10 protein-coding genes and 2 pseudogenes are annotated in these 12,495 nt (G+C 69.6%); 8 read left to right on the plus strand and 4 right to left on the minus strand.

Annotated features, from left to right (window positions below; all coding sequences use genetic code 11):
* The 5 genes from rplT (at position 1) to LRS10_RS10645 (ending at position 5,681) form a co-directional block, all read left to right on the plus strand.
* Entirely contained in the window at positions 1–357 is a 357-nt protein-coding gene (gene rplT, locus LRS10_RS10625; RefSeq protein WP_257837226.1) for a 50S ribosomal protein L20, read from the plus strand.
* Between the two features lie 114 nt (positions 358–471).
* Positions 472–1,581 carry a phenylalanine--tRNA ligase subunit alpha gene (pheS, locus tag LRS10_RS10630; RefSeq protein ID WP_257837227.1) on the plus strand — a complete coding sequence of 370 codons (1,110 nt, stop codon included), beginning with the start codon at positions 472–474 and terminating at the stop codon, positions 1,579–1,581.
* A 12-nt stretch (positions 1,582–1,593) separates the two neighbouring features.
* On the plus strand, positions 1,594–4,020 hold the full coding sequence (gene pheT, locus LRS10_RS10635) for a phenylalanine--tRNA ligase subunit beta (RefSeq protein WP_257837228.1): 2,427 nt from the start codon (positions 1,594–1,596) through the stop codon (positions 4,018–4,020).
* Positions 4,021–4,509: 489 nt separating this feature from the next.
* Complete coding sequence (locus tag LRS10_RS10640) at positions 4,510–5,370, plus strand: cytochrome c (protein WP_257837229.1); 861 nt, start codon at positions 4,510–4,512, stop codon at positions 5,368–5,370.
* Positions 5,371–5,519: 149 nt separating this feature from the next.
* Positions 5,520–5,681 (plus strand): hypothetical protein, encoded by a 162-nt coding sequence (locus LRS10_RS10645; protein WP_257837230.1) that lies wholly within the window; start codon positions 5,520–5,522, stop codon positions 5,679–5,681.
* A gap of 24 nt (positions 5,682–5,705) precedes the next feature.
* Here LRS10_RS10645 and LRS10_RS10650 read toward each other — a convergent pair.
* The 4 genes and pseudogenes from LRS10_RS10650 to LRS10_RS10665 form a co-directional block, all read right to left on the minus strand.
* Positions 5,706–7,011: pseudogene (locus tag LRS10_RS10650) on the minus strand (UDP-glucose/GDP-mannose dehydrogenase family protein).
* Between the two features lie 79 nt (positions 7,012–7,090).
* Complete coding sequence (locus LRS10_RS10655; protein WP_257837231.1) at positions 7,091–8,593, minus strand: phosphomannomutase/phosphoglucomutase; 1,503 nt, start codon at positions 8,591–8,593, stop codon at positions 7,091–7,093.
* A gap of 122 nt (positions 8,594–8,715) precedes the next feature.
* A complete protein-coding gene (locus tag LRS10_RS10660) occupies positions 8,716–9,687 on the minus strand; it encodes an SIS domain-containing protein (RefSeq protein ID WP_257837232.1) in 972 nt (323 codons plus the stop codon).
* Positions 9,684–9,929: a hypothetical protein gene (locus LRS10_RS10665; RefSeq protein ID WP_257837233.1), complete on the minus strand. Its 246-nt coding sequence runs from the start codon at positions 9,927–9,929 to the stop codon at positions 9,684–9,686. Before LRS10_RS10665 ends, LRS10_RS10660 begins: the two co-directional genes overlap by 4 nt.
* 81 nt (positions 9,930–10,010) lie before the next feature.
* On the opposite strand from LRS10_RS10665, the gene gpmA reads away from it, so the two are divergent.
* The 3 genes and pseudogenes from gpmA (at position 10,011) to LRS10_RS10680 (ending at position 12,495) form a co-directional block, all read left to right on the plus strand.
* Complete coding sequence (gpmA, locus tag LRS10_RS10670) at positions 10,011–10,721, plus strand: 2,3-diphosphoglycerate-dependent phosphoglycerate mutase (protein WP_257837234.1); 711 nt, start codon at positions 10,011–10,013, stop codon at positions 10,719–10,721.
* Between the two features lie 9 nt (positions 10,722–10,730).
* The gene (locus LRS10_RS10675; protein WP_257837235.1) at positions 10,731–11,180 is read left to right on the plus strand and encodes a bifunctional diaminohydroxyphosphoribosylaminopyrimidine deaminase/5-amino-6-(5-phosphoribosylamino)uracil reductase RibD; all 450 of its coding nucleotides are present in this window, start codon (positions 10,731–10,733) and stop codon (positions 11,178–11,180) included.
* Between the two features lie 48 nt (positions 11,181–11,228).
* Positions 11,229–12,495, plus strand: a pseudogene (locus tag LRS10_RS10680) (pentapeptide repeat-containing protein).

Below are 12,495 nucleotides of genomic sequence, written 5' to 3' on the forward strand. Positions count from 1 at the left end.
ATGGCTCGCGTCAAACGGGGCGTCACCGCCCACGCCAAGCACAAGAAGGTTCTCGAGCAAGCCAAGGGCTTCTACGGGCGCCGCAAGAACACCATCCGCGCCGCCAAGGCGGCCGTGGACAAGGCCGGCCAGTACGCCTACCGCGACCGCAAGGTCCGGAAGCGCAACTTCCGCTCGCTGTGGATCCAACGGATCAACGCGGCGGCGCGTCTGGAAGGCTTCACCTACTCGCAGTTTATCTTCGGCCTGAACAAGGCCGGGATCGAGATGGACCGCAAGGTTCTCGCCGACGTCGCGGGTAACGATCCGACCGGGTTCAAGGCCATCGCCGACAAGGTTCGCGCCGCGCTGGCTTAAGCCCTTGGGGATCCTTGCGATCCTTGAAGCTTCGAAGAGCCCTCCGGCCGAACCGCCGGAGGGCTTTTTGCTGCCTTCCGCTCCAGACAAACCTCCTCTAGAGCAACCGCCGTCATGACAGACCTTACCGAACTGCAGGCCGCCCTTCTGGGACGGATCGAGGCCGCGCAGGACATCGCCGCCCTGGAAGCCGTCCGCGTCGAGGCGCTGGGCAAATCCGGCTCGATCTCCGAGATGCTGAAGGGCCTGGGCAAGATGAGCCCGGACGAGCGGCGCGAGCAGGGCCCCAAGATCAACGGCCTGCGCGACGCGGTCGCCACCGCCATCGCCGAGAAGAAGGCCGCCCTGGAGACCGCCGAGCTCGACCGCAAGCTGGCGGCCGAGCGAGTGGACCTGTCGCTGCCGCCTGCGCCCGAGCGCCGCGGCCGCGTGCATCCGACGATGCAGGTGCTGGACGAGATGATCGCCGTCTTCGCCGACATGGGCTTCGGCTTGGCGGAAGGCCCCGACATCGAGGACGACTTCCACAATTTCACGGCGCTGAACTTCCCGCCCAAGCATCCCGCGCGGGAGATGCACGACACGTTCTGGCTTCCCGAGAACGAGGCCGGCGAGCGCAAGCTGCTGCGCACCCATACGAGCCCCGTGCAGGTGCGAACCATGCGGACCTCGAACGAGAAGCTGCCCGCCTGGATCGCCAACGGCCAGGCGCCGCCGATCCGCGTGATCGTGCCGGGCCGCGTCTATCGCTCGGACAGCGACGCCACCCACACGCCGATGTTCCACCAGCTGGAAGGGCTGGTGATCGACCGCGACATCCACATGGGTCACCTGAAGTGGACCCTGGAGACCTTCACGCGCCGCTTCTTCGAGGCCGATGGCGTCGTGACCCGCTTCCGTCCCCACCACTTCCCGTTCACCGAGCCGTCCTGCGAGATGGACGTGCAATGCGACCGCTCGGGCGGGTCGGTGAAGATCGGCCAGGGCGCCGACTGGCTCGAGATCCTCGGCGGCGGGATGGTGCATCCCAACGTGCTGCGCAACTGCGGGCTCGACCCTGACGAATGGCAGGGCTTCGCCTTCGGCCTCGGCGTCGATCGCCTGGGGATGCTGAAGTACGGCATGCCCGACCTGCGCGACATGTTCGCGGGCGACGTGCGCTGGCTGGAGCACTACGGCTTCTCGGCCTTCCAGGCGCCCAATTCGTCGACCGGCCTGAGCTAGGAGAGGAAGCGTATGAAGTTCACCCTTTCCTGGCTGAAGGAGCACCTCGACACGACCGCGACGGTCGACGAGGTCGTCGAGGCCATGACCATGGCCGGCCTGGAAGTGGAGTCCGTCGAGGACCCTGCCGCCAAGCTCGCCAAGTTCACGGTCGCCAAGATCGTCGAGGCCGTGCAGCACCCGAACGCCGACAAGCTCAGGGTCTGCCAGGTCGACACGAAGGATGGCCGCCTCGAAATCGTCTGCGGCGCGCCGAACGCGCGGCCCGGCCTGACCACCATCTACGCGCCGATCGGCGCGTATGTGCCCGGCAGCGGCATCACGCTGGAGCCGCGGCCCGTGCGGGGCGTGGTCTCCAACGGCATGCTGTGCTCGGCCAAGGAGCTGGAGGTGGCCGAGGAGTCCGACGGCATCGTCGAGCTGCCCGACAGCCTGCCGGTGGGCGCGAGCGCCGCCGACGCGTTCGGCCTGGAAGCGGTCATCGACTTCGAGGTGACGCCCAACCGCCCCGACTGGCTGGGCGTGCGTGGCATCGCCCGCGACCTGGCCGCCGCCGGCCTCGGCAGGCTGACGCCTGAGACCCCAGCACAGGTGAGGGGCGGCTTCCCCTGTCCGGTCGAGATCCGCGTCGACGGCGACGCCTGCCCGGTGTTCGCCGGCCGGGTGATCCGCGGCGTGAAGAACGGCCCGTCGCCGGCCTGGCTGCAGCAGCGGCTGACCAGCATCGGCCTGCGCCCGATCAACACCCTGGTCGATATCACCAACTACATCACCTACGACCGCGCCCGGCCGCTGCACGTCTATGACCGCCGGCTGATGGTCGGCGACGTCATCGAGGCCCGCCTGGGCAAGGGGCCGGCCGAGCCCTCGGGCGAGGACCATCCGACGCCGCACGCCCACAAGGACGAGCAGCTGATCGCGCTGGACGGCAAGACCTACGACCTGACCCCCGAGATGAGCGTCATCGCCGACGCCGACGGCCAGCGCCCGGTCGGCCTGGGTGGCGTCATGGGCGGCGAATCCACCGGCTGTTCGGACGAGACGGTCGACGTGTTCCTGGAGTGCGCGTGGTTCGATCCGATCCGCACGGCGCAGACCGGCCGCGACACCGGCATCAACTCCGACGCCCAGTACCGTTTCGCCCGCACCGTCGACCCGCAGTCGGTCGTGCCCGGCATCGAGCTGGCGACGGCGATGATCCTGGAGCTGTGCGGCGGCGAGGCCTCCGAGCTGGTGGTGGCCGGCCAGGCGCCGGCCCCGCCGGCGGCGTTCGCCTTCGACCGGTCGTACGTGAAGAAGCTGGCCGGCCTCGACCTGCCGGCCGCCGAGATCGACCGCATCCTCACCGACCTCGGCTTCGAGGTGTCGGGCGACCAGGTCACGCCGCCCAGCTGGCGCCGCGACGTGGAGGGCAAGGCGGACCTCGTGGAAGAGGTCGCCCGCATCGCCGGCTATGACAAGCTGCCGGCCGAGCCGCTGCCCGAGGTCCCGCCGCAGGCCGGCGGGGTGCTGACGCTCCGCCAGCGCCGCATGCGCGACGCCCGTCGCACGCTCGCCGCCCGCGGCTATGCCGAGGCGATCACCTGGAGCTTCCTGCGCCGCGCCTGGGCCGAGCTGTTCGGCGGCGGACAGCCCGAGCTGGTGCTGGCCAATCCGATTGCGTCCGACCTCGACTGCATGCGCCCCTCGGCCCTGCCGAACCTGATCGAGGCCGCCGCCCGCAACGCCCGCCGGGGCTTCCCGGACGCGGCGCTGTTCGAGATCGGCCCGAACTTCCGGGGCGACGCCCCTGGCGACCAGTGGAGCGCCATCACCGCGCTCGTGGCGCCGCACGCGCCGAGGTCTTGGGCCAAGGGCGCGGCCGACCCGCTGTTCGCTCTCAAGGCCGACCTTCTGGCCGTGCTGGACGAGGTGGGCGCCCCCGCGCTGCAGGTCGTGCAGGGCCAGAACGCGCCCTGGTGGCACCCTGGTCGCTCGGCCCGGCTGCAGCTCGGTCCCAAGGTGGTGATCGCCGAGTTCGGCGAACTGCACCCCCAGGTGCTGAAGGCCATCGACGCCGATGGCCCCATGCTGGCCTTCGAGGTGAACCTCGACGCCGTTCCCGAGCCCAAGAAGAAGGGCGGCGTGAAGACCAAGGCGGCGCTGGAGCTCTCGCCCCTGATGCCGCTGAAGCGCGACTTCGCCTTCGTGGTCGATGCGGCCACGCCGGCCGGCGAGCTGGTGCGGCCCATCGCGGGCGCCGACAAGCAGCTGATCGCCGACGTGCGGGTCTTCGACGTCTACCAGGGTCCCGGCGTGCCGGAAGGCCAGAAGTCGGTCGCCATCGAGGTGGTCGTCCAGCCGCGCGAGAAGACTCTTACCGACGCCGAGATCGAGGCGCTGTCGGCCAAGGTCGTGGCAGCGGCCGAGAAGGCGACCGGCGCGAAGCTGCGCAGCTAAGGCAGGGCCCGGCCGCCTGCGCAGGGCCCCGAAAGCGCGTGGAGACGCCCGAGACGCGGGCCCTCGCGGCGCGGCTTGCTGGCTGGGAGGTCGGAAACGTCTCCGCGCGTCCGCGGTCTTTCCGTGCAGCGTCGTGAGGGCTACCGGAACGACACCTCGCTCCGCCCGAAGAGCTCCAAGTTCTTATGTTGTCCTCGACCGTCGCAGGGCTGCGTGGCGAACGCTGAATTTCAGGATCCGTGAGCAGGATGCGCGAACCGGCGACTTCGCGAAGATCTCTGGATGATCTCCGGCGCCCCGAGATCGATGTGACAGCGGCCGTCGCGGTTTCGGGCCGCGGCGCAAGTCTGGCGAACGTTCTGCAAAGCCGCAGAGCGGGTCTGCAGCTCGCCCGGATTGTGCCGCTTCCCGAGCCTCTTTAAACGCCGCCGCTCCGCGAACGGTGGTCGATGTTGGCCCCCGCGGCAAGCAGGTGGGAAGCCGTCGATGATGCGTGTTTTGAAGGTTGCCGGCTATGCCTTGGCCGGCGTGGCGGTGCTTGTGCTGTTCGCGGCAGCGGGCGCCTTCGCGGCGTCCGAGGCCATGATCCGTTGGCCGGTCACCGGCGCGGACAAGACCGTCCGGCTGGTCTCGGCGAAGGCGGGTTCGGCCGAGCGCGGGGCGCGGCTCGCCCGGCTGAACGGCTGCCACGACTGCCACGGCGATAGGCTCGAGGGCCGGCTGTTCCACGACGAGATGCCGGTCTTGCGCGCCTGGGGGCCGAACCTGACTCGCGTCGCTGCGCGCGACAGTGACGCCGAACTCGACGCCGCGATCCGTCGCGGCGTCGGCGGCGACGGCCGCCGGCTCTGGGTCATGCCGTCGAACGCCTTCGCCCAGTTGAACGACCAGGAGACCGCGGACCTGATCGCCTACATCCGCAGCTTCCCGGTGACCGGCGAGGATCAGCCGCACCTTCAGGTCGGGCATCTGGGCCGCCTCGGCGTCCTGCTCGGGAAGTTCAGCTCAGAGCCCGCCATGCTCAAGGCCGGTCCGCCCATCCTTGCGGACTACGGACCGCAGCATGCGCAAGGCCGTGACGTCGCGCGCCTCTGCGTCGAATGCCATGGGCCGGACCTGAAGGGGATGCCGCTACTGAAGTCGCCCGACCTGACCATGGCGGCGTCCTACGAGGCGGCGGATTTCCAGCGGCTGCTGCACGACGGCGTCGCGGCCGGCGACCGCAAGCTGGAGGGCCTGATGGGGAGCATCGCGCGCACGCGGTTCAGCGTCCTCACCGACGCGGAGATCGCCGCCCTGTATGGGTACCTGAAGGCCCGCGCCGAGCGGGAGATCGCCGCCGCGCAGTAGTGGCTCGCGGGTTTGTGTCCCGGATTTCCGCCCTGGAACGCGTTTCGGATTTTCGTCCCGGCAACCCTACCCAGTCGTTACGGCTTGTGTCACTGTTGTCACAACCGCGGCCTCGAGCTGCGGACGAGAGCTAAGACTTGGGAGGATATATGCGGCGCGACCTCGCCCATTGGGGTGCGGCGCGGCAGGCGTGGCGCCCCGCCACCTCGATCGCCTGCCTCGCCTTCGTAGCCATGCTTGCCATCGCGTTCTGGGCCGGCGTCGTCTGGATCGCCCAGGCGTTCATGGCGCTGGGCGGCCTGGGATTCTGAGCCGCCCGACCCGCTGAACGGCCCTCAGGGCCGCCCGACGCTGGCGTATTCGAACCCGCGCGCCTTCATGTCGTCGGGCTTGTAGATGTTGCGCAGGTCGATCAGCACCGGCTTGCGCATGAGCAGCTTGATCCGGTCCAGGTCGAGCGCTCGGAATTGATCCCATTCGGTGACGATGACCAGAGCGTCCGCGCCCTCGGCCACGGCGTAGGGGTCCTCCCGGAAGTCCACCCCCGACAGCAGATGCTTCGCCTCCTCGACGCCTTCCGGGTCGAAAGCCTGAACGTTGGCGCCCTTGTCCTGCAGGGCCGGAATGATCGCGAGCGACGGCGCATCGCGCATGTCGTCGGTGTTCGGCTTGAAGGTCAGGCCCAGCACGCCGACCGTCTTGCCCTTCAACTCGCCGTCCAGCGCCTTCACCACCTTCCGCGCCATGGCCCGCTTGCGCTCGTCGTTGACCTTGACGGTGGTCTCGATGAGCTCGACCGGCGCGCCGTAGTCCCGCGCCGTCCGCACTAGGGCCAGCGTATCCTTCGGGAAGCACGAGCCGCCGTAGCCGGGCCCCGCGTGCAGGAACTTGCCGCCGATGCGGCCGTCCAGGCCGATGCCCTTCGCCACCTGCTGCACGTCGGCGCCGACCGCCTCGCAGAGGTCGGCCATCTCGTTGATGAAGGTGATCTTCATCGCCAGGAAGGCATTGGCCGCGTACTTGATCAGCTCGCTGGTCCGCCGGCCGGTGAAGACGATCGGGGTCTCGTTCAGATAGAGCGGCCGGTAGAGCTCGCGCATGACTTCGCGGGCCCGCTCGTCGTCGGTGCCCACCACCACGCGGTCTGGGCGCTTGAAGTCTTCGATCGCCGCGCCCTCGCGCAGGAACTCGGGGTTCGACACCACCGCCACGTCGGCGTCGGGCCGCACCCGCTTGAAGATCGCCTCGATCTCGTCGCCGGTCCCCACCGGCACGGTCGACTTGGTGACCACGACGGTGAAGCCGTCCACCAGACCCGCCACTTCCTCGGCCGCGGCATAGACGTAGGAGAGGTCGGCGTGGCCGTCCCCCCCGCCGCGAGGGAGTGCCCACCGCGATGAACACCGCGTCGGCCTCTCGGACCGCCGCCTTGGCCTCGGTGGAGAAGAACAGCCGGCCGGCCTTCACGTTCTGGGCCACCAGCACGTCCAGGCCGGGCTCGTAGATCGGGATGCCGCCCGCCTCCAGACGCTCGATCTTGCCCGCGTCCTTGTCGATGCAGGTGACGGTGTGGCCGAAGTCGGCGAAGCACGCGCCGCTCACCAGGCCCACATAGCCCGTCCCGATCATCGCAACCTTCATGTGGGTCCCCCGAAACTAACCCGTGCCGTTCAAAGACAATCGCCGCGGCGGATGCAGGAATCCTGCCGCGGCGATCGCGTCAGATTTCCTGGTTGTAGGCGCCCACCTGTGACCGTTTCGCGAGGCGCGGCTTCACCTCCTCGCGGAACAGCCGGCGCATGTCGTCGTCGGACTGGGTGCTTTCGACCACCACTACGAGTTCCGGCTTGTTCGACGAGGCGCGGACCAGGACCCAGGAGCCGTCCTCGAGCGCGACGCGCACGCCGTTCACGGTGACCAGGTCGGTGATCTTGCGGCCCAGGATCGTGCCGCCGGCGTTGGCGAAGTCGGTGTATTCGCGCACCACGTCGTCGACGACGCCGTACTTCTCCTCGTCGGCGCAGTGCGGGCTCATGGTCAGCGAGGTATAGGCGACGGGCAGGGCCTTTTTCAGATCCGAGAGCTTCTTGCCCGGGTTGCGGTCCAGCATCGACAGGATGGCGGCCGCCGCGACCAGGCCGTCGTCGTAGCCGCGGCCGATCGGCGGGTTGAAGAAGAAGTGGCCGCTCTTCTCGAACCCGGCCAGCGCGCCCAGCTCGGCGGTCTTGCGCTTGATGTAGCTGTGGCCGGTCTTCCAGTAGACCGTCTTGGCGCCATTGGCCTTCAGCACCTCGTCGGTGGCGAACAGGCCGGTCGACTTCACGTCGACGATGAAGGTGGCGTCCTTGTGCAGGGCCGACAGGTCGCGCGCCAGCATCAGCCCGATCTTGTCGGCGAAGATCTCCTCGCCCTCGTCGTCCACAACGCCGCAGCGGTCCCCGTCGCCGTCGAAGCCCAGGGCCACGTCGGCGCCGTACTTGCGCACCGCGTCGGCCATCGCGTGCAGCATCACGCTGTCTTCCGGGTTCGGATTGTACTTCGGGAAGGTGAAGTCGAGATCGCAGTCCATCTCGATCACGGTCGCCACGCCCATCCGGCGCAGGGCCTCGGGCGCGAACGCCCCGGCCGTGCCGTTGCCGCAGGCGGCGATCACCTTGAGCGGCCGCGTCAGGTTGGCCCGGCTGGCCGCATCGGCGATGTAGCGCTCGGCCACGCCCGGCACGTGCTCCACCGAGCCGCCGGGGCGCTGGACCCATTCACCCTTCAGCACGATCTCCTTCAGCCGGCCCATCTCGTCGGGTCCGAAGGTCAGCGGCTTCTGGGCGCCCATCTTCACGCCGGTCCAGCCGTTCTCGTTGTGGCTGGCGGTGACCATGGCGACGCACGGCGCGTCCAGGTCGAACTGGGCGAAGTAGGCCATCGGCGAGACCGAGAGGCCGATGTCCAGCACCTCGCAGCCCGCGGCCACCAGGCCGATGGTCAGCGCCTGCTTGATCGACAGCGAATAGGCGCGGAAGTCGTGACCGACGACGATCCGCTTCTGGCCCAGCTCCTGGATATAGGTCCCGAGGCCCAGGCCCAGCGCCTGCACGCCCAGCAGATTGATCTCGGGGCCGAACAGCCAGCGCGCATCGTACTCCCGGAAGCCGGTGGCCTTCACCAGCGGCTGCATTTCGTAATCGAAGGTATTCGGGACGAGGTCGGCGCGAGGGGCAGGCAGCATCGGCACTCCGGCGTTACGGGTCGCGGGTCTCTTTACTTGGCGGATCGATCCCCGGCCAGCCGAACGCATAAGGTCCAGCTTGGGTCCGCCATTCTCATTTGATCGGCGGTGGTCGCGACCGGCTACATCACGCCAGCGCGGAGCAGGTCGTGGACGTGCAGCACGCCCACCGGCTTGCCGCCGTCGACCACGAATAGCACCGTCACCGCCGGCGGCGGGTCGCTCATCAGCGCCAACGCCTCCGACGCCAGCATGCCGGGCGTGACAGTCTTCCGAGGCCCCGGCGTCATCACCTCGCCGGCGGTGTGGTCCAGCAGGCCCTCGATGTGGCGCCGCAGGTCGCCGTCCGTGATCACGCCAGCGAGGCCGCCGTCGGGTCCGGTGACACCCACGATTCCCCAGCGCTTCTCGGTCATCACCAGCAGCGCCTGGCGCATCGAGGCGTCCGGCGACACCAGCGGCAGCTCGTCGGCGCCGTGCATCAGATCGCCGACTGTCCGCAACATCGCGCCCAGCTTCCCGCCGGGATGGAAGACGTGAAAGTCCTGGGCCCGAAAGCCGCGGCGCTCCAGCAGGGCCACCGCCAGCGCATCGCCGACAGCGATCTGCAGGGTCGTGGAGGTGGTAGGCGCGTTGACCTCGGCGGTGGCCTCGCTGGTGTCGGCCAGCTGCAGGACCACGTCCGCCGCGCGGCCGAGGGCGCTGTCCGGATTGGCGGTGATGGCGATCAGCGGGATGTCGAACCGGGTGGCGTAGGCCAGGACGTCGGCCAGCTCCCGCGCCTCGCCCGACTTCGAGAGGGCGACGATGACGTCCTCGCGGCCGATCATGCCGAGGTCGCCGTGGCTTGCCTCCGCCGGATGGACGAAAAGGGCTCGCGAGCCGGTGGAAGCGAAGGTGGCGGCCATCTTCCGCGCCACGTGACCCGACTTGCCCATGCCGGTGCAGATGATGCGGCCGTGCTCGGCCGCGGCCAGCCGGTCGACGGCCCGGGCGAACGCCGCGCCCAGCGCCTCAGCCTGGATGGCGAGGGCCCGGGCTTCGGCCTCGAGCACCCGGCGACCGACGGCGATGGTCTCTTCGGGTGAGTTCATTGCGAGGGCGCGAGCGCCTGGTTCTGGATGTTGCGCACCGCTTCGCGGGCTTGGTCCGTGCGCCGCATGGCGGCTTCGTGTTCGCGCTTCATGGCCGCCTGAACGGCGGCGGTGCGCTGCACCGGCGGATGGCCGAACGGCGCAGGCGAGCGGTCGCCCAGGCCTTGGGGCCACACGAGCGCCAGCGCCACGGCGGCGAGGGCGCAGAGCGCAAGCAACGGCAGGTAGAGGCGATCCAGCATCGCGCGTTCTATAGCCCGCTGCGGCTTGACGGCGAAAGCCTCGGGTCCTAGCCGCAGGGCCTGTCGAAGAAGGAGCGCGCCTTGCCCACCCTGATCCTGCTGCGTCACGGCCAGAGCCAGTGGAACCTCGAGAACCGCTTCACGGGCTGGGTGGACGTCGACCTGACGCCCCAGGGCGAGGCCGAAGCGAAGAAGGGCGGCGAGCTGATCAAGGCGGCCGGCCTGCACATCGACCGGTGCTTCACCTCCGTCCAGACCCGGGCCATCCGCACCTCGTGGCTGGCGCTGGCCGCCGCCGGCCAGGCCTTCGTGCCCGAGACCAAGGACTGGCGCCTGAACGAGCGCCACTACGGCGGCCTGACCGGCCTCAACAAGGCGGAAACCGCCGAGAAGCACGGCGAGGCCCAGGTGAAGATCTGGCGCCGCAGCTACGACATCCCGCCGCCGCCGCTGGCCGCGGGTTCGGAGTATGACTTCTCGAAAGACCGGCGGTACGCCGGCGCGGAGCTGCCCGACACCGAAAGCCTGAAGACCACGCTCGACCGCGTGCAGCCGTACTGGGAGAGCGATATCGCCCCCCACCTGAAGGCCGGCGAGACGCTGCTGATCGCCGCCCACGGCAACTCGCTGCGCGCCATCGTCAAGCTGCTGTTCGGCGTCGGCGACGACGCGATCGTCGGCGTCGAGATCCCCACCGGGAACCCGCTGGTCATCGAGCTGGACGCCAACCTCAAGCCGACGTCCGCCCGCTACCTCGACGCGGCGCGCGCCACCGAGCTGCCGCCGATCTAGGCCGGAAGCATGACCGACGAGGATTTCATGCGCCGGGCTATCGCGCTGGCGGCCGCCCAGGTGGGCCGCACCGGCGACAATCCGGCGGTGGGGTGCGTGGTCGTCCGGGATGGTGAGATCGTGGGCGAGGGCGCGACCGGGGACGGCGGCCGTCCGCATGCGGAAGAACTGGCGCTTCGCCAGGCGGGCGAGTCCGCCCGCGGCGCCGTCGCCTACGTCACCCTGGAGCCCTGCGGCGCGCGGTCGTCGGGCGCGGCGTCCTGCAGCGAGCTGATGGCCCACGCCGGCCTGGACCGGGTGGTGGTGGCCTGCGCCGATTCATCGGTCTTCGCCGCCGGGCGCGGCGGAGCGCATCTGCGTGCATCGAACATCACGCTCGACCAGGGGTTGTTGAACGCGGAAGCCGCAGAGCTCTACCGGGGGTACTCTCCCGCTAAATCGCTGGAAATACGTCGTTAATTTGTAAGGGCGTAGCGTCGTTCGAATCGCCGCCGGACCCCGTTCCGAATGCCCGTCACGCACGCCCGCAGTCTCGTCAACGTCCGCCTCAGCCAGGCGGAAGCCGACGCGATCTGCGCCAAGCACGACCGCCTCTGGACGTCCAAGCCGGGCGGCGCGCGGGCTGTGTTCGCCTGGAAGGACCTGACTGGGCTCAACCTCGCCGGCCGCAATCTCTGCGACGCCGACTTCACCGGGGCCATCCTCACCGACTGCAACCTCTCCGGCGCGCGGCTGGACAATGCGACGCTGTTCGGGGCTGATCTTCAGAACGCCAGGCTGGTCGACGCGTCGCTGCGCCGCGCCGACCTGCGGGCCGCATCCCTGCGAAACGCCGACCTGACCGGCGCCGACCTGTTCGAGGCGGACCTTCGCGAAGGCCAGCTGGCCGCCGCCGACCGCAAGTTCGGCTTCCGCCGGCTGGAGACGGGCCAGCCCACCCGGCCCGGCGAGATGCAGGGCGCGATCCTGGCCGGCGCCAACCTGGAGCGCTCACGGCTGTCCGGGGTGATGGCCGTTCGCGCCGACTTCACCGACGCCATCCTCCGCGACGCCAAGCTGATCCGCGCCAACCTGAAGCAGGCCTCGATGAAGGGGGCGAACCTCTCGGGCGCCGACCTCTCAGGCGCGGATCTGGCCGGCGCCGACCTGCGGGACGCGGTCCTGGTCGGAGCCAAGACCCTCTCGTGGAACGTCATGGACGCCAACCTGGCCGGCGTGCTGACCGACGAGCCCGCGGGGGAAACCCGCCACTGGCATGCCCTACAAGAAGATGATCCGCGATCACGCCCGCTGGTGCGAGACCGACGGGGCCGAGGGCGCGCCGTCCGTGTTCGACGCCGCCGACCTGCGCGGCCTCGGGTCGATCCGGGGGTTCAATCTCACGGCGCTGTCCGGCAAGGGCGCGGTCTTCTACGGTCTCGACATGGAAGGCGTGCAACTCCAGGGCGCGCACCTGGAGAACGCGGACCTGCGCAACTGCAACCTCCGCCGTGCGGACCTGCGCGGCGCACGCCTCGTCGGCGCCAAGCTCTCAGGTTCGGACCTGCGCGAGGCCCAAATGGGGCCGCTCCTGCTCGGGGCCGATCGGGTGATGCCCTGCAATCTGACCGGCGCCCAGCTCAAGAACGCCGACCTGTCCTGCGCCGATCTGCGCCACGCCCTGCTCAATCAGGCCGATGTCAGCCGCGCCAACTTCCAGGGCGCGCTGCTTCGTCAGGCCAGTCTCACCGGCGCCGCCCGCCAGGGCGCCCGCGGCCTGGACGGCGTCATCTGA

Source organism: Phenylobacterium sp. J426, from assembly GCF_024699945.1.
GTDB lineage: Bacteria > Pseudomonadota > Alphaproteobacteria > Caulobacterales > Caulobacteraceae > Phenylobacterium.

Coding starts and splice junctions, on each gene's coding strand:
- rplT (WP_257837226.1), top strand. CDS start 1: ATGGCTCGCGTCAAACGGGGCGTCACCGCCCACGCCAAGCACAAGAAG.
- pheS (WP_257837227.1), top strand. CDS start 472: ATGACAGACCTTACCGAACTGCAGGCCGCCCTTCTGGGACGGATCGAG.
- pheT (WP_257837228.1), top strand. CDS start 1,594: ATGAAGTTCACCCTTTCCTGGCTGAAGGAGCACCTCGACACGACCGCG.
- LRS10_RS10640 (WP_257837229.1), top strand. CDS start 4,510: ATGCGTGTTTTGAAGGTTGCCGGCTATGCCTTGGCCGGCGTGGCGGTG.
- LRS10_RS10645 (WP_257837230.1), top strand. CDS start 5,520: ATGCGGCGCGACCTCGCCCATTGGGGTGCGGCGCGGCAGGCGTGGCGC.
- LRS10_RS10655 (WP_257837231.1), bottom strand. CDS start 8,593: ATGCTGCCTGCCCCTCGCGCCGACCTCGTCCCGAATACCTTCGATTAC.
- LRS10_RS10660 (WP_257837232.1), bottom strand. CDS start 9,687: ATGAACTCACCCGAAGAGACCATCGCCGTCGGTCGCCGGGTGCTCGAG.
- LRS10_RS10665 (WP_257837233.1), bottom strand. CDS start 9,929: ATGCTGGATCGCCTCTACCTGCCGTTGCTTGCGCTCTGCGCCCTCGCC.
- LRS10_RS10675 (WP_257837235.1), top strand. CDS start 10,731: ATGACCGACGAGGATTTCATGCGCCGGGCTATCGCGCTGGCGGCCGCC.